14 protein-coding genes and 1 other RNA gene are annotated in these 17,673 nt (G+C 64.0%); 11 read left to right on the plus strand and 4 right to left on the minus strand.

The window, feature by feature from the left end; translation table 11 throughout:
• Window positions 1-145: 145 nt before the first annotated feature.
• An RNA gene (ffs, locus tag RBB18_RS13680) (signal recognition particle sRNA small type) lies at window positions 146-244 on the minus strand.
• Between the two features lie 9 nt (window positions 245-253).
• Window positions 254-2,242 carry a bifunctional 2',3'-cyclic-nucleotide 2'-phosphodiesterase/3'-nucleotidase gene (locus tag RBB18_RS13685; RefSeq protein ID WP_306111537.1) on the minus strand — a complete coding sequence of 663 codons (1,989 nt, stop codon included), beginning with the start codon at window positions 2,240-2,242 and terminating at the stop codon, window positions 254-256.
• Between the two features lie 211 nt (window positions 2,243-2,453).
• Between RBB18_RS13685 and nudC the strand changes: the two genes are divergently transcribed.
• Window positions 2,454-3,410, plus strand: a complete 957-nt coding sequence (gene nudC / locus RBB18_RS13690; protein ID WP_306111536.1) for an NAD(+) diphosphatase — start codon at window positions 2,454-2,456, stop codon at window positions 3,408-3,410.
• Between the two features lie 76 nt (window positions 3,411-3,486).
• A complete protein-coding gene (locus RBB18_RS13695; RefSeq protein WP_306111535.1) occupies window positions 3,487-3,954 on the plus strand; it encodes an SRPBCC family protein in 468 nt (155 codons plus the stop codon).
• A gap of 72 nt (window positions 3,955-4,026) precedes the next feature.
• Here RBB18_RS13695 and RBB18_RS13700 read toward each other — a convergent pair whose 3' ends face one another.
• Both RBB18_RS13700 and RBB18_RS13705 read right to left on the minus strand, forming a co-directional pair.
• Window positions 4,027-4,617 carry a hypothetical protein gene (locus RBB18_RS13700; protein ID WP_103763138.1) on the minus strand — a complete coding sequence of 197 codons (591 nt, stop codon included), beginning with the start codon at window positions 4,615-4,617 and terminating at the stop codon, window positions 4,027-4,029.
• Between the two features lie 494 nt (window positions 4,618-5,111).
• Entirely contained in the window at window positions 5,112-5,945 is an 834-nt protein-coding gene (locus RBB18_RS13705) for a prephenate dehydratase (protein WP_103763139.1), read from the minus strand.
• Between the two features lie 140 nt (window positions 5,946-6,085).
• Between RBB18_RS13705 and RBB18_RS13710 the strand changes: the two genes are divergently transcribed.
• The 9 genes from RBB18_RS13710 (at window position 6,086) to RBB18_RS13750 (ending at window position 17,652) form a co-directional block, all read left to right on the plus strand.
• Window positions 6,086-7,276 (plus strand): cytochrome c family protein, encoded by a 1,191-nt coding sequence (locus RBB18_RS13710; RefSeq protein ID WP_274593158.1) that lies wholly within the window; start codon window positions 6,086-6,088, stop codon window positions 7,274-7,276.
• Window positions 7,277-7,488: 212 nt separating this feature from the next.
• On the plus strand, window positions 7,489-9,435 hold the full coding sequence (locus tag RBB18_RS13715) for an extracellular solute-binding protein (protein ID WP_274593157.1): 1,947 nt from the start codon (window positions 7,489-7,491) through the stop codon (window positions 9,433-9,435).
• Between the two features lie 63 nt (window positions 9,436-9,498).
• Window positions 9,499-10,584: a microcin C ABC transporter permease YejB gene (locus tag RBB18_RS13720; protein ID WP_306111534.1), complete on the plus strand. Its 1,086-nt coding sequence runs from the start codon at window positions 9,499-9,501 to the stop codon at window positions 10,582-10,584.
• Between the two features lie 4 nt (window positions 10,585-10,588).
• A complete protein-coding gene (locus RBB18_RS13725) occupies window positions 10,589-11,695 on the plus strand; it encodes an ABC transporter permease (protein ID WP_103763436.1) in 1,107 nt (368 codons plus the stop codon).
• Complete coding sequence (locus RBB18_RS13730; protein ID WP_274593155.1) at window positions 11,692-13,281, plus strand: ABC transporter ATP-binding protein; 1,590 nt, start codon at window positions 11,692-11,694, stop codon at window positions 13,279-13,281. The genes RBB18_RS13725 and RBB18_RS13730 overlap by 4 nt, the downstream gene beginning before the upstream one ends.
• Before the next feature lie 259 nt (window positions 13,282-13,540).
• The gene (locus RBB18_RS13735; protein ID WP_306111533.1) at window positions 13,541-14,530 is read left to right on the plus strand and encodes a BMP family protein; all 990 of its coding nucleotides are present in this window, start codon (window positions 13,541-13,543) and stop codon (window positions 14,528-14,530) included.
• Between the two features lie 50 nt (window positions 14,531-14,580).
• A complete protein-coding gene (locus RBB18_RS13740) occupies window positions 14,581-14,931 on the plus strand; it encodes a molecular chaperone GroEL (RefSeq protein ID WP_306111532.1) in 351 nt (116 codons plus the stop codon).
• Window positions 14,928-16,562 (plus strand): ABC transporter ATP-binding protein, encoded by a 1,635-nt coding sequence (locus tag RBB18_RS13745; protein ID WP_306111531.1) that lies wholly within the window; start codon window positions 14,928-14,930, stop codon window positions 16,560-16,562. Before RBB18_RS13740 ends, RBB18_RS13745 begins: the two co-directional genes overlap by 4 nt.
• Entirely contained in the window at window positions 16,555-17,652 is a 1,098-nt protein-coding gene (locus tag RBB18_RS13750) for an ABC transporter permease (RefSeq protein ID WP_103763147.1), read from the plus strand. The genes RBB18_RS13745 and RBB18_RS13750 overlap by 8 nt, the downstream gene beginning before the upstream one ends.
• The last annotated feature ends 21 nt before the right edge of the window (window positions 17,653-17,673 follow it).

Below are 17,673 nucleotides of genomic sequence, written 5' to 3' on the forward strand. Positions count from 1 at the left end.
TTGTGAAAAAAATTGGAACAGAATTTTTGAAAAATTCTGTTGGCATCGAGTGATGTGGGTTTCTTGGATTGTTCTGTGGAAGCCTCTCGGGGATGCGGTGCATCCCCTTTCGGCCGACGTAAATCGGACTGCGCCCGGTTTACTTGGGTGAGAGGCTGGACAACGACCCAAGCGGGGCTCGTTACGGCTGCTTCCTTCCGGACCTGACCGGGTTGGCGAGGCGCCTGCCCGCGCCAACCTCTCGACCGGATACCTAAGCTTTCTGGGGGGGATTCGCAAGGTCTGCCAGTCTGACAAGGGGAATGGCGAGGCGCAGGAAGCCTGTCGCGTCCACACCAAGATCGCGCGCGCCCAGGGTCGCGAGGTCTTCTGGGTGATTGCGCGCGCCGGGGCCGGTTTCCAGCAGAACGGTCGCATCTCGCGGGCCGTCGAGATGCCAGCCGCCGGCGACGGGCAAGGTGCTGTCGGTGCCGGTGTCGCGCAGGAACGCGGTGAGGTGGTCACGGACGGTGCGTGCACTTTGATGCACCACGGCCTGGGCTGTGGCACGTGGATAGGGGCCCCCACCATAGGCGCGGAAATTATTGGTGGCCACGCAAAAGAGAGCATCGTGCGACAGGGGCGTGCCGTTGCGCGAAAGGTCGCGGATGCGCCGTGCGCCGGAGTCGATCAGTTGCCCTTGCGGGTCATAGCGTGGCGGTTGCGACAGGTCGATGCGATAGCTGAGGCCCGAGATCGTGTCGAACGCATGACTTGCGAAGGCGGGGTTCCAGAGTGGTTGCGGCGTGGTGCCATGGCCTGGCAGGATCTGATGAAAGCAGGACGCGGCGCGCTCCAGCCAGTCGGCGATCTGCGCCCCGGTCAGCCGCAGCCCGATCAGGGTGTTGGGAAACGGGTAGAGCTCGGCCATGTGCCCCAGGGTCAGCGGACCGGCGGGGATGTCGATGAAATCGCCGGGCCCGCCATGGCCGCCGGATTTGTAACAGGGTGTCGCGGCCAGGACCGGCAGGTCCGTGTCCTCGGTGTCGCCGAGCGCGGCGGAAAGCGCGGCTGCCTTGGCGTCGAGTACCGGGTGGAGCGCGTTGCAGGGTCGGACCCGTGCGAAATAGCTGTGGATGGGATGCGCCGTGTGGCCGACGGTTTGGGAGGTGACCTGCAGTGTCGCCAGGTGGGCCGGGCGCGTGACGGCGGAAAGATCCGTGTCGGCGGCGGCAGGGGCGGTGCCGTCTGCTGGAGCCACGGGTTGTGCGCGACAGTGGAAATCCTGCACGGACCATGCCGCGGTCGCCGCATCCTGCGCAAGGCAGAGATCCAGCACGCCCAGGTGTGAACCGCGAAAGCCAGCCATGACGGCCGGAACCCCGGCGAGGGTGCCGGCGTGGTGATCGACGCCCGGCGCGGGAGGACCGGGCGCCGTGGTTTCGGGAAAGACCTGATGACTGTGCCCGGTCAGAAGCGCGTCGGTCCCCGGCACCGTGGCCAATGCGAGGGCCGCGTGCTCAAGGGCCGGGTCGGCGCTGTCGGGCGCGGACGCGGCGGGGCCGATCCCTGTATGGGCCAGAACGATGACGATGTCGGCGCCGGCCTCGCGCAGGTGGGGTACTTCGGTCACCGCGGTCTCGACGATGCCGCGTGTGGTGACGCGGCCCGCAAGGTGCTGATGGTCCCATGTGGTGATCTGCGGCGGCAGCAGGCCAAGCACGCCGATGTGCAGCGTGTGCTCCTTGCCGCGGTTGTCGCGCAGGACCGTCGGCAGGATGACGGAGGGCGGATGCAAGGGCGTTGCAGCGGGTCCGGCGTGCAGGACGTTGGCGCAGAGCACGGGGAAGGTGGCCTCGGACAGGGCGCGGTCCAGCCAGTCGAGGCCGAAATTGAACTCGTGATTGCCAAGTCCGACAGCGTCGTAGCCCAGAGTGTTCATCGCGGCGATTACGGGGTGCGGGCCGGACCAGCCGCTGTCCGGGCCGGTGCCGATATCGCTGAGCGCGGAGCCTTGCAGGAAGTCGCCATTGTCGAACAGCAGGCTGTTGGCGGCCTCGGCGCGGGCGCGGGCGATCAGCGTGGCAGTGCGGGCCAGCCCGTGGCCCTGCACTTCGGCATCGCGGTGATAGTCGTAGGGCGCAAGATGGGCGTGGACATCAGTGGTTTCCAGCACCCGCAGCCAGATATGATTGTCCGGGATGGGACGATCCGCGGATGCGGGCGCGTGCGGCCAAGTGTGGTCAGGCGCGGTGTTATTCATGTTTAAAGTCGAATTTCACTAATCAAGGAGTTTACCCGGACGGATCCAAGACTGGCACAGGGGGTGGGTGGCGGCAATCTCCTTTCGGTTGAGGTCACTTATTTAGGATCGCGCTTAGATTGGGGCGTGGGCGTGCGTGGGATTGCGGCTTCGGGGCGCGGCTTGCCGTTGGCGGGGGGCTGTGGCAGGTCTGCGGCAAAAGGAGATGCAGATGCGCCATGCCGAGACTGTGACATTCGGCGGTTCGGGGTTGGACCGTGCTGCCGAGCTGCGGCGGCGACCGAAAGAGATCGCGCAGACGCCGCGCGAGGTGGTGCTGCTGTGGCAGGGCAAGCCGTTGGTCGAGGCGCCGGGACTGGACCGTCTGGCGCGGTTGCCCGCCGACCATCCGGTGCTGGCGCAGACGGCCCCCGAGGCCGTGCTGCTGGGCCTGCAGGACGATGGGCGCCTGATCGAGGCGCGGGAACTGGTGGGCTGGATGCCCGAGGACGTGGACCCGGCCCAGATGAACAGCTTTGTCGATACGTCCGAGCAGCGGCATCCGCTGCTGGATGACACGCAGGTCTTTGCGGAGTTGCGCCGCGTCATGACCCGGCTGAGCCCACGCGATGCCGAACTGGCCGCCACAGCGAAGGCGGTGCTGCACTGGCATGTCAGCCACCGTTTCTGCGCGCGGTGCGGGGCGCAGAGCGAGATGACCCAGGCCGGATGGCAACGCGCCTGCCCGTCCTGCGGCGCACAGCATTTCCCAAGGACCGATCCAGTCGTGATCATGCTGATCACCCATGGCAACAGCGTGCTGATGGGCCGCTCGCCACATTGGCCGGAGGGCATGTTCTCGCTTCTGGCGGGGTTCGTGGAGCCGGGCGAGACGATCGAGGCGGCGGTGCGCCGGGAGGTCTGGGAAGAAGCCGGCGTGAAGGTGGGCGCGGTCGACTACCTGGCCAGCCAGCCCTGGGCCTTTCCGGCGTCGCTGATGTTCGGTTGCCGCGGCGTGGCGCTGAGCCGCGAGATCACCATCGACCCGGTCGAGATCGAGCAGGCGATGTGGGTCAGCCGCGAGGAGATGATGCAGGCCTTTTCCGGGACGCATCCCGTCCTCAGCCCGGCGCGAAAAGGTGCAATTGCGCAATTTTTGCTGCGCAACTGGTTGGCGGATACGCTATAACGCCGGTAACCGATAGGCATTCCAAGACCTCGCCCGGCGCGAAAGACCGGACGGGACAAAAAGAAGAGGCGCAGACATGAAATTCGTGGCCCATGAAGACGTAGAAGCCCCGATCGAGTTCGTGTTCGAGCAGGTGACCGATTTCGCGGCGATCGAGCGGTCGGCGTTGCGGCGGGGTGCGGAGGTGCAGCGCGTCGACGACCTGAATGAGACCCGGCCGGGAATGAAATGGGACGCGGCCTTTAGCCTGCGGGGCAAGCGGCGCGAGATGCAGCTGGAGTTGACCGAGCTGGACCGGCCCAATGGCCTGGTCATTGCGTCGCGCTCTCCCAACATGGGCGGCAAGATGGTGCTGGACCTTGTGGCGCTGTCGCGGTCGCGGACGCGGATCAGCTTGGTGATCGACATGGCACCCAAGACGCTGGCGGCAAAACTTTTGGTGCAGTCGATGAAGCTGGCAAAGGGCAACCTGAACAAGCGGTTCAGCCTGCGCGTGGCGGGTTATGCCAAGGAACTGGAAGACCGCTACAAAAGCGACGCCTGAGCGTCTCGTGCTGATCGCAAAACGGGCCGCCGGTGAGGGCGACCCGTTTTCCGGTGTCAGGCAGAGCCGAACTTAGCCCAGCTGGTTGTCCTTCTCTTCGTCTTGGAAGGGTGCGCCGAAGCCGTAGCCGAGCTGATTGTCCTTCTCGTCGTTCATGAAGGGCGCGCCGTAGTTGCTGGCGACCTCGAAGGTGGCGGTGTCTGCGCCGTAGCCGCGCTGATCATCTTTTTCCTGGTTCACGAACGGTGCGCCGTACTTGCTGGCGATCAATTGGACATCGGATGCCGTATCGTCGCCGTAGCCGCGTTGGTCGTCCTTGTCCTGATTGACGAAGGGCGCGCCGTATTTGTTGCTGGCTACAAGTTGACCGGCGGATGACGCGTCAGCGCCGTAGCCGCGTTGGTCATCTTTCTCCTGATTGACGAAGGGCGCGCCGAAGTTTGCGGCGAGGCCCAACTGGTTGTCTTTCTCTTCATCCTGGAAAGGTGCGCCGAAGCCGAAGCCCAGTTGGTTGTCCTTTTCTTCGTCGAAATAGGGGGCGCCGTTGGACAGGACGCTGTTGTTGAGCGGTGCGCTGTGCTGGCCCAGGACGTTGACGACCTGAAGGGCGGCGGCGGGGGTGGCGAGAGCGGCGAGAACCGCGACTGTACTGATGATACGCATGATATGTTCCTTTCATATGATGTTCGTCAATTATGTTGACGGTGTGTGTTCGTTTCGGTGTTGGCGGCGCGGGCTGTCCGCGTCGTCTGTCAAACAAGATGGCGGCATTCGGGGTGCCGGCACAGGGGGGCTCCGCGCCTCGTTACTGGCCGAACACGCGGATGCACAGATCCGTGAGGATTGGCGTGACCCTGCTCTCAAGCGTTGTGTTGTCAGGGGTTTGAGATCTTGTATGGTATTGTTTTTAATTAATAAATATTGTTACATAGGTTTTGTGCAAAAGCGCACCAAATGGGTGCAGTTTTGGATGTAACGGTGCGTTTGTAATAATTGACCTTGTGGCAGGCGGCGTGGACGGCCTTCGATGCCGGAATGTGGTCTCATGCATCCCGGCTTTTACCTGAAATATCGGTTGAGGACGCGCCGCGCGAAGCGGTCAAGCCTTGCGCTGTGCTTGGCCGCAAGCTGCGGATTCCGGGTTTTGGCGAAAGGTTCTAGTGGCGGCGCGGATCGGCGGGGTAGACGCCCAGAAGCGTGATGTCGGAGGTGAAGTAATCCAGCTCCTCGAGCGCCAGCTTGACGCCGGGGTCGTCGGGGTGCCCCTCGATATCGGCGTAGAACTGCGTCGCGGTGAAGGAGCCGCCGACCATGTAGCTTTCCAGCTTGGTCATGTTGACGCCGTTGGTGGCGAACCCGCCCATGGCCTTGTAAAGCGCGGCGGGGATGTTGCGCACCTGAAAGACGAAGGTGGTCATCATGCCGTCTTCGCCGCGATAGGAACGGTCGGGCTCGCGCGACATGACGAGAAAGCGGGTGGAATTGTTGCCCTCGTCCTCGATCTCGCGGGCGAGGACGTCGAGGCCGTAGATCTCTCCGGCGAGTTCGGAGGCGAGCGCGGCCATCTCGGGGTCGCCGGCCTGGGCCACCTCGCGGGCCGAGCCCGCGGTGTCGGCGCCGGTGACGCGCTGGATGTCGTGTTGTGCCAGGAATGCGCGGCACTGGCCCAAAAGCATCGTATGGCTTTTGGCGCGCTTGACCTGTTCCAGCGACACGCCGGGCAGGGCCAGCAGGTTGATATGCACGCGCACGAAAGCCTCGGCAATGATGTGCAGGCCGGAGTCGGGAAGCAGGTGGTGAATGTCGGCCACGCGCCCGAAAGTGGAGTTTTCGACCGGCAGCATGGCAAGGTCCGCCTCGCCCGAGCGGACGGCCTCGATCGCGTCCTCGAAGGTGCGGCAGGGCAGGGTATCCATGTCGGGATAGGTGTCGCGGCAGGCCTGGTGGGAATAGGCGCCGGGCTCTCCCTGAAAGGCGATGCGTTTGGTCATGTCGTTGGTTCTTCGCCTGATTTTTACCATTTCCCGCTTAATTTTGCCGAAGGCGGGCGTTTGGTCGCGGAAACTACACCTTGCGCCGCCCGAGGGGAAGCGGATAGATACCGCGCGAGAGATTCAGATGGAAGCGGGCTATGTTTGACACAATGACCTTCACAAAGATCATGGGCGGCCTTTGCGGTACGTTCCTGGTCTTTCTTCTTGGCAAGTGGGCTGCGGAGGAAATCTATCACGTCGGTGGCGGTGGTCACGGCGAGGAGCATCAGGCGGCCTACGTCATCGAGGTAGACGAAGGCGAAGGTGGCGGTGAGGAAGAAGAGGAAGCGGTGACGCTGGCCTCGCTTTATTCCGACGCCGATGTGGGCGCGGGCGAGCGCGTCTTCGGCAAGTGCAAGGCCTGCCACCAGGCGGAAGAGGGCGCGAACGGCGTCGGCCCGCACCTCTACGGTGTGGTCGGGCGTGATGTTGGCAGTGCCGATGGTTATGGCAGCTATTCCGGCGCGCTGAGCGAGGCGGCGGATGTCTGGACGCCCGAGAATCTTTACGCGTTCCTGGAGAACCCGTCGGGCTATGCGCCGGGGACGTCGATGAGCTATAACGGCCTGTCCAAGCCGGAGGACCGCGCCAACGTGATCGCCTTTCTTGACCAGACCGATGGCGACATGACGGAAGTTGCCGCCGAGGAAGGCGCGGAAGAGAGCGCATCTGCCGAGGAAGGCACTGAAGAAGAGGCGACCGAAGAGGCATCCGCCGAAGAGGGTTCGGAAGAGCAAGCCACTGAAGAGGCGTCGGCCGAGGAAGGCTCCGAAGAGGAAGCCACCGAAGAGGCGTCCGCCGAGGAAGGTTCTGAAGAAGAAGCCACCGAGGAAGCGTCCGCCGAGGAAGGCTCTGAAGAGGAAGCAACCGAGGAATCGTCTGCCGAAGAAAGCTCTGACGAGGGCGGCTCTGAGGAGCAGGCCGCCGAGGAAAGCTCGGGCGGTGAGGGTGGAGGTTCGGCCTTTGCCGAGATGGTCGCCGCGGCTGACGCCGCGGATGGCGAGCAGGCATTCCGCAAATGCGCCGCCTGCCACAAGGCCGAGGAAGAAGCCAACGGCGTCGGCCCGCACCTGGTGGGTGTCGTCGGCCGTGACATCGGCTCGGTCGAAGGCTTCAATTACTCCGACGCGCTGGCCGGTCTGGACGGTCAGTGGACTGCGGACGAGCTGAACGCGTGGCTGGAAGACCCCAAGGGCTATGCGCCGGGCAACAAGATGGCCTATCGCGGCGTGCGCAAGGAAGAAGAGCGCGCGGCCCTGGTGAAGTACCTGGAGTCCACCGGCAACTGAGCCGGGACCTGAAAAAGTCAGAAAGCCGCCGTTCCGGTCCGGAGCGGCGGCTTTTTCATGGGCGGTGCGGCGCGGAGAGTCGGCAAGACGTCGCCTCACGGGAAGTTTGAACGGGAATCCGGCTTTCGGCGCTTGAAACCCGTTTCGTTCCTACTTTAGCTTGCCTTGCAAGAACAAAGACCCCACATCAGGCAGGTCAAGAGGAGAGAAGAATGACCCGACGCCACAGCCGGGCCACGACCCGGGCCGTAGCAGTTTCCCGCACCCGTTTCCTGACCGCCGCCCTCACCGGGCTTTGCATCGCGGCGCTGGCCGCAACGACCGCGCTGGCACAGGATGAGGGCTCGGACGAGACCATCATCAAGAGCCACGGCTATTCCTATTTCGGAGAGTTGAAGTATCCCGAGGATTACGAGCATTTCAGCTATGTGAACCCCGACGCGCCCAAGGGCGGCGAGATTTCCATTGCGCTGGCGGGCAGCTTTGACTCGATGAATCCCTACACTCGCAATGGCCGCGCCTCGGCCCTGTCGACGATCATGTACGAAAGCCTTCTGGGCCAGGTTCTGGCCGGATCGGGCAGCCTGCCGGGCGACGACATGAACGGCATGTATGGGCTGGTGGCGCACACGGTCGAATACCCCGAGGACAAGTCGTGGGTGATCTTCCATATGCGGCCCGAGGCGACGTTCTCGAACGGAACGCCCGTCACGGCAGAGGACGTGGCGTTTTCGCACAACCTGCTGCTGGACCAGGGGTTGAAAAGCTATGCCGACGCGGTGCGCAAGCGCATTCCGAAGGTCGAGGTGCTGGACGAACACAGGGTCAAGTTCTACTTCGCGGACGGCATTTCGCGCCGCAGCCTGATCGACCAGGTGGGCACGGTGCCGATCTGGTCCAAGGCGTGGTACGAGGAAACCGGCGCGCGACTGGACGAGCCGCGGCTGGAGATTTCGCCGGGGTCTGGGCCGTATGTCATCGACGAGGTGGAGCCGAACCGCCGCGTGGTGATCAAGCGCAACCCCGATTACTGGGGCTGGGACCTGCCGATCAACAAGGGCCGGCACAATTTCGATACGATCCGGCTGGAGTATTTCGCGGACTCCACCGCCGCCTTCGAGGCGTTCAAGGCGGGGGAGGTGACGTACCGCACCGAGGCGGACCCCAAGCAATGGGCCAGCGCCTATGATTTCCCGGCGGCCAACAAGGATTGGGTGAAGCTGGAGGCGATCCCGGACGGGTCACCGCCGCAGATGACCGGCATCGTGTTCAATACCCGCCGTGACGTGTTGCAGGACAAGCGCGTGCGGCAGGCGGTGGCGTTGATGTTCAATTTCGAGTGGACCAACGAGTCGCTGTTCGCCGGGTTCTACGAGCAGCAGCGGTCCTATTCCACCGGCACCCCGCTGGAAGCGACCGGCGTGCCCGAGGGGGACGAACTGGAGTTCCTGAATTCGCTGGGCGACGTCGTGCCCGAAGACGTCAAGACGACCGAGCCGTGGGTGCCGCATACAAGCGATCCCGCGCGGCTGACCTCTCGCAAGAACAAGCGGCAGGCGCTGCGGCTGATGCAGGAGGCGGGATATACCGTGGGCGACGATGGCCGTATGCGCGGTGAGGACGGCAACGTGCTGCGGCTCGATTTCCTGCTGAACGCGTCGGGACAGCCGACGGAAAAAGCCGTGGCCGAGAACTTCGTCTCCAACCTGCAGGACTTGGGCATCGATGCGCGGGTCGAGGCCGTGGACAGCGCGCAGTTCACCAAGCGTGAGCGCGACCACGACTATGACCTGGTGTTCGACGGCTATCCGGCGCTGATGGGCACGGGCACGGGCCTTGCCCAGCGGTTCGGGACCGAGGCCGCCGATGGCCTGTTCAACCCTGCCGGGCTGCGCAGCGAGATGGTGGACCGGATCATCGAGGAATCCCTGATGACCGAAAGCCAGGAAGAAGAGGACATGACGATCCGCGCGCTCGACCGGGCGTTGCGGCATGAGTTCGTGGTGATCCCCGATGGTTATGCCCCCGATCACTGGGTCGCCTATTGGGACCAGTACGCGCATCCCGAGGAAATTCCGCCCTATCTTCTGGGAACGCTGGACTTCTGGTGGTACGACGCCGAGAAAGCCGAAAAGCTGAGAGAGGCGGGAGCGCTTTGACGATCTGGCAGGTTCTGGAAGACGGGGCGCTGACGCGCATCCCGCGGGCATAGGGGGCCACGGGTGGGCGCCTATATCGTAAGACGGCTGTTGCTGATCATCCCGACGCTGATCGGGATCATGATCATCAACTTCGCGCTGGTGCAGTTCCTGCCCGGCGGCCCCGTGGAGCAGGCGATTGCCGACATCCAGGGGCAGGGCGACGTGTTCGGCGGCTTTGCGGGCAGCGAGCAGGATGGTGCCGTGACCGGCAACGAGGATGACAGCGGTTACATCGGATCGCAGGGCCTGCCGCCGGAGTTCATCGCCGAACTGGAGGCACAGTTCGGGTTGGACAAGCCGCCGCTGGAGCGGTTCCTGAACATGCTGGTCAACTACGCGACCTTCGATTTCGGAGAGAGCTATTTCCGCAAGATCGACGTGATGGACCTGGTGCTGGAAAAGATGCCGGTCAGTATCACGCTGGGCATCTGGACGATGCTGCTGTCCTATCTCGTGTCGATCCCGCTGGGTATTCGCAAGGCGGTGAAGGACGGCAGCAGTTTTGACACCTGGACCAGCGGGATCATCATCGCGGCCTATGCGATCCCCGCGTTCCTCTTCGGGATCATGCTGCTGGTGTTGTTCGCGGGGGGCAGTTACTGGCAGATCTTCCCGCTGCGGGGCCTGACCTCGGACGGGTGGGAAGACATGACGGTGATCGGCAAGGTGCTGGATTACCTGTGGCACATCGTGCTGCCGGTCACCGCGCTGAGTATCGGCGGGTTCGCCACCCTGACGATCCTGACGAAGAATTCTTTCCTGGACGAGATCAAGAAGCAATACGTGATGACCGCGCGCGCCAAGGGCCTGACCGAGCGCAAGGTGCTGTATGGGCACGTGTTCCGCAACGGGATGCTGATCGTGATCGCGGGCTTTCCGGGCGTGTTCGTGAGCGTGTTCTTCACGGGCAGCCTGCTGATCGAGACGATCTTTTCGCTGGATGGTCTGGGGCGGCTCTTTTTCGAGGCCGCCATCGGGCGCGATTACCCGGTGATGTTCGCAACGCTGTACCTGACGACGCTGATCGGGCTGGTCGTGGCGCTGATCGGGGATCTGACCTATGTGCTGATCGATCCGCGCATCGACTTCGAGAAGAGGTCGGGTTGAGATGATCAAGCTCAACCCCCTGAACCAGCGCCGCTGGCGTAACTTCAAGCGCAACAAGCGGGCGTTCTGGTCGCTGATCATCTTTGCGCTGCTGTGCGTGATCACCCTGCCGGCGGAGTTCGTGGCCAATGACAAACCGCTGTTGGTGAAGTACCGCGACGCGTACTACATGCCGATTTTCAAGTTCTATCCCGAGACCGAGTTCGGCGGGGATTTCCGGACCGAGGCGGTCTATGCCGACCCGGAGGTCGAATGCCTGATCGTATCGGGCGGGCTGGTGGATTGCTTCGACGATCCCGAGGGGATCATCGAGGATGCCCAGGACGGCGAGGTGATGGGAGAGGCGATCGAGAAGGGCTGGACGCTCTGGCCGCTTATCCCCTACAGCCACGACACGCCGGTTGACCGACCCGGGGCAGCGCCCTTGCCGCCCAACGATCAGAACCTTCTGGGCACGGATGGCACCAAGCGGGACGTGCTGGCGATCGTGATCTACGGCTTCCGGCTGGCGGTGATGTTCACGCTGGTGGTGACGTTCTTTTCGTCCGTCATCGGCGTCGTGGCGGGGGCCGTGCAGGGGTATTTCGGCGGCCGGATCGACCTGTTCTTTCAGAGGTTCATCGAGATCTGGGCGTCGACACCGCAGCTTTACGTGATCATCATCCTGTTCTCGATATTGCCGAGGGGGTTCTGGCTGCTCGTCGGGATCATGGTGGCGTTCGGGTGGATGGCGCTGGTGGGCGTGGTGCGGGCGGAGTTCCTGCGCGCGCGCAATTTCGAGTACGTGCGCGCGGCCAAGGCGCTGGGCGTCGGCAACATGAAGATCATGTTCCGCCACATGCTGCCCAACGCGATGGTGGCGACGCTGACCTTTTTGCCGTTCATCATCACCGGCACGATCAGCCTGCTGGCGACACTGGATTTCCTGGGCTACGGCCTGCCTTCGGGTGCGCCTTCGCTGGGGGAATTGACCTTGCAGGCCAAGCAGAACCTGCAGGCACCTTGGCTTGCCTTTACCGCGTTCTTCACCTTCGCGATCATGCTGTCGCTGCTGGTCTTCATCTTTGAAGGCGTGCGCGACGCATTCGACCCCAGAAAGACCTTTCAATGAGCCTGCTTGAAGTCAAAGACCTGAAGGTGGGCTTCCGCCAGGACGGTGCGGTGACGCAGGCCGTGCGCGGCGTGACGTTCAGCGTGGACCGCGGCGAGACCGTGGCGCTGGTGGGTGAAAGCGGGTCGGGCAAGTCGGTGACGGCGTTGAGCACCGTGTCTCTGTTGGGGGAAAGCGCCATTGTCGAGGGCAGCGTGACCTATGACGGCCAGCAGATGATCGGCGCGAATGACAAGCTGCTGCGCAAGGTGCGGGGCAACGACATCAGCTTCATTTTCCAGGAGCCGATGACCAGCCTGAACCCGCTGCACACGCTGGAAAAGCAGCTGACCGAGTCGATCGAGCTGCACCAGGGGCTGCGCGGCGCGGCGGTGCGGGAGCGCATCCTGGAATTGCTGAACCGCGTGGGTATTCGCGACCCCGAAAGCCGGCTGGGCGCTTATCCGCACCAGCTTTCTGGCGGACAGAGGCAGCGGGTGATGATCGCCATGGCGCTGTCGAACAAGCCCGACGTTCTGATCGCGGACGAGCCGACGACGGCGTTGGACGTGACGATCCAGGCGCAGATTCTGGAGCTGTTGGCGGAGCTGAAGCGCGAGGAGGATATGGGGCTGTTGTTCATCACCCATGACCTTGGCGTGGTGGAGCGGATCGCCGACCGGGTTTGCGTGATGAAGGACGGCGAGATCGTCGAGAGCGGGCCGACAGAGGAGATTTTCGGCAACCCGCAGCATGACTATACGAAAAAGCTGCTGGGCGCTGCGCCCTCGGGCGTGCCGGAGCCGGTAGCGGAGGGGGCCGAGACGCTGGTCGAGACGCATGGGCTGCGCATCTGGTTCCCGATCCAGAAGGGGCTGCTGAAGCGCACGGTGGGCCATGTGAAGGCGGTGAACGAGGCCGACATCGATGTGCGCCGGGGTGAGACGCTGGGGATCGTGGGCGAAAGTGGGTCGGGCAAGACCACGTTGGCGCTGGCGCTGATGCGGCTGATCGAGTCCGAAGGCGAGATGCGGTTCGAGGGCGAGGACATGCGCGAGTGGTCCACCCGCAAGCTGCGGCGCAAACGCTCGGATATCCAGATCGTGTTCCAGGACCCGGTGGGCAGCCTGAGCCCGCGCATGACCTGTGAACAAATCATCGCGGAGGGGTTGGGCGTGCATGGCAACCCCGACGGCCGGCCGTTGCGCGAGCTGGTGGCCGAGGTGATGCGCGAGGTCGAGCTGAACCCCGAGACGATGGACCGCTATCCGCACGAGTTTTCCGGCGGGCAAAGGCAGCGGATCGCCATCGCCCGCGCGATGATCCTGCGGCCAAAGCTGGTGGTGCTGGACGAACCGACGAGCGCGCTGGACATGACGGTGCAGGTGCAGATCGTGGACCTGCTGCGCCGGTTGCAGGTGAAATACGGGCTGACCTATCTCTTCATCAGTCACGACCTGGCCGTTGTGCGGGCGATGAGCCACAAGGTGGTGGTGATGAAGCAGGGCGATATCGTGGAATACGGGGCGTCCGAGGAGATCTTCGAGAGCCCCAAGACCGAGTACACGAAGACCTTGTTGCAGGCGGCGTTGGATTTGACGGTTTAGGCGGCGCGTGGGTTTTCACCCACCCTACGCAGAGGCGCGTGCGATCGCGTCAGGAGGTCCCAGATCAAGTCCGGGACGGCGTGTTGGATGGTTTCGCGCCGGGTGTATGGCGTGATGCGGGGCTTACCCTGCGGCAAGCCGCTGTTCACCTTGACCCGAATAGCCAGTTGCGGCCTACTTGCCGGAATCAACAAGGGGGCGAGCGTGATTCAACCCTTCCGGTCAGCAGCGCACCGCCCCGCACCTCAGGGAGATATGCATGACACTGATGAAAACCCTCATGGGCGCGGCCGCCACGCTGGCACTGAGCACGGCAGGTGCTCTGGCCGATCCGGCGTTGATCTATGATCTTGGCGGCAAGTTCGACAAGTCGTTCAATGAAAGCGCCCACAATGGTGCCTCGCGCTGGGCCGAGGAAACCGGCGGCAGCTATAACGAGGTCGAGCTGGAATCCGAAGCGCAGCGCGAGCAGTTCATGCGCCGCTTTGCCGAGAACGGCAACAACCCAGTGGTGATGGTCGGCTTTGCCTTCGGCGAGACATTGGGCGAGGTGGCGCCGGATTATCCCGACACGAAGTTCGTGATCATCGACATGGTGGTGGAAGAACCCAACGTGCGCTCGGTCGTCTTCAACGAGCATGAAGGCAGCTACCTTGTGGGGATGATGGCCGCGATGGCGAGCGACTCCGGCACGGTGGGCTTTATCGGCGGCATGGAAATCCCGCTGATCCGCAAGTTCGCCTGCGGCTACGTGCAGGGCGTGAAAGCGGCCAATCCGGACGCGACCGTGATCCAGAACATGACCGGGACGACGCCTGCGGCGTGGAACGACCCGGTCAAAGGGTCCGAGCTGACCAAGGCGCAGATCAGCCAGGGGGCTGACGTCATCTATCACGCGGCGGGCGGCACCGGGACGGGCGTGTTGCAGACCGCCGCCGACGAGGACGTGCTGGGCATCGGCGTGGACAGCAACCAGAATTACCTGCATCCGGGCAGCGTTCTGACCTCGATGGTCAAGCGCGTGGACAATGCCGTTTACGACGCGATGTCGGCGGGTGAGGACGTGGAGACGGGGTTGAACGTGATGGGCCTGTCGAATGACGGGGTGGCCTATGCGCTGGACGAGCATAACGAGAGCCTTGTGACGGCTGACATGAGAGAAGCCGTGGACGCCGCCGCCGAGAAGATCGCGAATGGCAAGCTGGAGGTGCACGACTACATGTCCGACAATACCTGCCCGGTGTCGTAGGAATGTATTGCCGGGCCGCGAGGGTGGCCCGGCGCTAGCCGGAGGCTGCCATGAGCGATAGCGTCAGACGGTTTTTCAACGCCTGGGGCGACGGCGAAGCGGAGGCGCGGATGGCCGTTCTGAACGATGTGCTGGCGGCCGGTGTGCGCTATGCCGACCCGCGGCTGGAGGAGGCGTTGGTCGGGACGGCGTCCGTGATAGACTACGTTGGGCAATACTCGGCCATGGCCCCGGGTGCGATTGCTCAGATCGCGAATATGGACGCACGAGACGGCATCATCCGCGCGACGGTGGAGTTCATAATGGCGGACGGCCACATCCAGCCGGGGCAATTCGTAATCGAGGTGGACTCGGATGAACGCCTGACCCGGATCGTCGGCTTCAAGGGAACGGGCGCATGAGCGTGGCGCCGGCCATCGAATTGCAGGGGATATCGAAATCCTTTGGTCCGGTGCAGGCCAACAAGGATATCTCGATCAAGGTGGCCCCCGGGACCATTCACGGGATCATCGGCGAGAACGGGGCGGGAAAATCGACCCTGATGTCGATCCTCTATGGTTTCTACAAGGCCGATAGTGGCCAGATCTTCATAAAAGGGCAGGAGACGCGCATTCCCGACAGCCAGGCGGCGATTGCGGCGGGTATCGGGATGGTGTTCCAGCATTTCAAGCTGGTGGAGAACTTCACCGTGCTGGAGAACGTGATCCTTGGTGCAGAGGATGGGGCGCTGCTGAGCCCGAGCCTTGCCAAGGCGCGGCGCGAATTGGCGGCTTTGGCGAAGGAATACGAGCTGAACGTCACACCCGATGCGCTGATCGAGGATATTGGCGTGGGGATGCAGCAGCGGGTCGAGATCCTGAAGGCGCTTTACCGGCAGGCGGATATCCTGATCCTCGACGAGCCCACGGGTGTACTGACTCCGGCGGAGGCGGATCAGCTGTTTCGCATTCTTGCCCGGCTGCGGGACGAGGGGAAGACGATCATCCTGATCACCCACAAGCTGCGCGAGATCATGGAGATCACCGATGACGTCAGCGTCATGCGGCGGGGCGAGATGGTGGCGACGGTCCGGACCGCCGAGACAGGGCCGGAGGAACTGGCCGAGTTGATGGTGGGGCGCAAGGTGCTGTTGCGCGTCGAGAAGGAGCCGGCCCGGCCCGGCGACGTGGTACTGGAGGTCGAGAACCTGCATGTGGTCGACGGGCAGGTGGTGGAGCGGCTGCGCGGTATCGACCTGCAGGTGCGCAAGGGCGAGATCGTGGGGCTGGCCGGGGTGGCCGGGAACGGGCAGTCGGAACTGTTGGAGGTTCTTGGCGGGATGCGGGCCGCCACGGGCCGCGTGGCCGTGAACGGCATTGATCTGGCCTTGGCCGGCAGTGGCGCGGATGGCAAGGCGCGGCGCGCGGCGGGGGTGGGGCACGTGCCCGAGGACCGGCAGCGCGAGGGGCTGATCATGGCGTTTTCCGCGTGGGAAAACAGTGTGTTCGGATATCACAGGGGGCCGGCGTCGGGGGCGGGCCTGTTGATGGATAACGCGGGTATCCTGACCGAGGCCGCGGCCAAGATGGAGCGGTTCGACGTGCGGCCGCGCGATGCGAAACTGTCGGCCAAGCATTTCAGCGGTGGCAACCAGCAGAAGATCGTGCTGGCGCGGGAGATCGAGCGGAATCCGGACCTGCTGTTGGTGGGTCAGCCGACGCGGGGCGTGGATATCGGGGCTATTGAGTTCATCCATAGCCAGATCATCGCGCTCAGGGATGCGGGCAAGGCGATCCTGCTGGTGAGCGTGGAACTGGACGAGGTGATGGCTCTGAGCGACCGGATCGCGGTGATGTTCGACGGGCGGATCATGGGCGAGCGCCTGCCGGGTGAGACGGACGAGACGGAACTGGGCCTGTTGATGGCCGGGATCGAGGGACGGCCCGACGATGCCGCCGCCGCCGTGCAGGAAGCGCAGGCGGCGCAGGCGCGGGAACACGCCGAGGAACACGGCACGGCGCACAGGGCCGGGCAGGGAGGCGGGCATGGATAGGCTCCCCGGCTGGGCCGACGCGGTACTGGTGCCGTTGGTGTCGCTGTTGCTGGCGGCACTGCTGTCGGCGCTGGTGATCCTTGGTATCGGGGAAAGCCCGGTCGAGGCGCTGCGGATCATGGTCGTGGGCGCGTTCGGGTCGACCTATGGCTGGGGCTATACGCTCTATTACGCGACCACGTTCATGTTCACGGGCCTTGCCTTTGCCGTGGCGAGCCATGCGGGGATGTTCAATATCGGGGCCGAGGGGCAGGCGATGCTGGGCGGGCTTGGCGTGGCGCTGGTGTGCCTGGCGCTGCCCTGGCCGCATTGGGCGCTTGCGCTGCCGGCCGCGGTGGTCGGGGGCGCGGTGTTCGGGGCGCTTTGGGCGCTGATCCCGGCGTGGCTGCAGGCGACGCGGGGCAGTCACATCGTGATCACGACGATCATGTTCAACCTGATCGCGGCCGCGCTGCTGAACTACCTGCTGGGCGGGGTGCTGCGCCCGGCGGGATCGGTCGAGTCGGCCACGGCGCGGTTCCCGGAAGGGGCCACTTTGCCGACCCTGCACGACATGCTCGCGCCGTTGGGCATTTCGTTTTCCAAGGCGGCGCCGGTGAATATCAGCCTGTTCGTGGCAGTGCTGGCCTGCCTGTTCGTTTGGGTGCTGATCTGGCGGACGCGGTTGGGCTACGAGATCCGGGCGCTGGGCTATTCGCAAACGGCATCCCGCTATGCCGGCATCGGGCCGGTGAAGATCGTCGTGGTGGCGATGCTGATCTCGGGCGGGCTGGCCGGGTTGATGGCCGTCAACGTGGTGATGGGCGAGGCGGAGCGGCTGCTCTTGAACCCGACCGAGGGCGCGGGGTTCATCGGGATCGCGGTGGCGCTGATGGGGCGGAACCATCCATTGGGCGTGTTCCTGGCGGCGATCCTGTTCGGGTTTCTGTACCAGGGCGGGGGCGAACTGGGCCTGTGGACGTCGATACCGCGCGAGTTGATCGTGGTGATACAGGCGCTGGTGATCCTGTTCACCGGGGCGCTGGACAACATGGTGCGGATGCCGATGGAGCGGGCCTACGGCGCGCTGCGGCGGAGGCGGAAGGCATGAGCGTGCATGGTTCGGCCTGGA

This window comes from Roseovarius sp. MMSF_3298 (genome assembly GCF_030733705.1).
In the GTDB taxonomy this organism is placed as follows: domain Bacteria; phylum Pseudomonadota; class Alphaproteobacteria; order Rhodobacterales; family Rhodobacteraceae; genus Roseovarius; species Roseovarius confluentis.

Bases quoted from the DNA above. Each gene is read 5' to 3' on its own strand.
- RBB18_RS13685 (WP_306111537.1), bottom strand. From the start codon at position 2,242: ATGAATAACACCGCGCCTGACCACACTTGGCCGCACGCGCCCGCATCC.
- nudC (WP_306111536.1), top strand. From the start codon at position 2,454: ATGCGCCATGCCGAGACTGTGACATTCGGCGGTTCGGGGTTGGACCGT.
- RBB18_RS13695 (WP_306111535.1), top strand. From the start codon at position 3,487: ATGAAATTCGTGGCCCATGAAGACGTAGAAGCCCCGATCGAGTTCGTG.
- RBB18_RS13700 (WP_103763138.1), bottom strand. From the start codon at position 4,617: ATGCGTATCATCAGTACAGTCGCGGTTCTCGCCGCTCTCGCCACCCCC.
- RBB18_RS13705 (WP_103763139.1), bottom strand. From the start codon at position 5,945: ATGACCAAACGCATCGCCTTTCAGGGAGAGCCCGGCGCCTATTCCCAC.
- RBB18_RS13710 (WP_274593158.1), top strand. From the start codon at position 6,086: ATGTTTGACACAATGACCTTCACAAAGATCATGGGCGGCCTTTGCGGT.
- RBB18_RS13715 (WP_274593157.1), top strand. From the start codon at position 7,489: ATGACCCGACGCCACAGCCGGGCCACGACCCGGGCCGTAGCAGTTTCC.
- RBB18_RS13730 (WP_274593155.1), top strand. From the start codon at position 11,692: ATGAGCCTGCTTGAAGTCAAAGACCTGAAGGTGGGCTTCCGCCAGGAC.
- RBB18_RS13735 (WP_306111533.1), top strand. From the start codon at position 13,541: ATGACACTGATGAAAACCCTCATGGGCGCGGCCGCCACGCTGGCACTG.
- RBB18_RS13740 (WP_306111532.1), top strand. From the start codon at position 14,581: ATGAGCGATAGCGTCAGACGGTTTTTCAACGCCTGGGGCGACGGCGAA.
- RBB18_RS13745 (WP_306111531.1), top strand. From the start codon at position 14,928: ATGAGCGTGGCGCCGGCCATCGAATTGCAGGGGATATCGAAATCCTTT.
- RBB18_RS13750 (WP_103763147.1), top strand. From the start codon at position 16,555: ATGGATAGGCTCCCCGGCTGGGCCGACGCGGTACTGGTGCCGTTGGTG.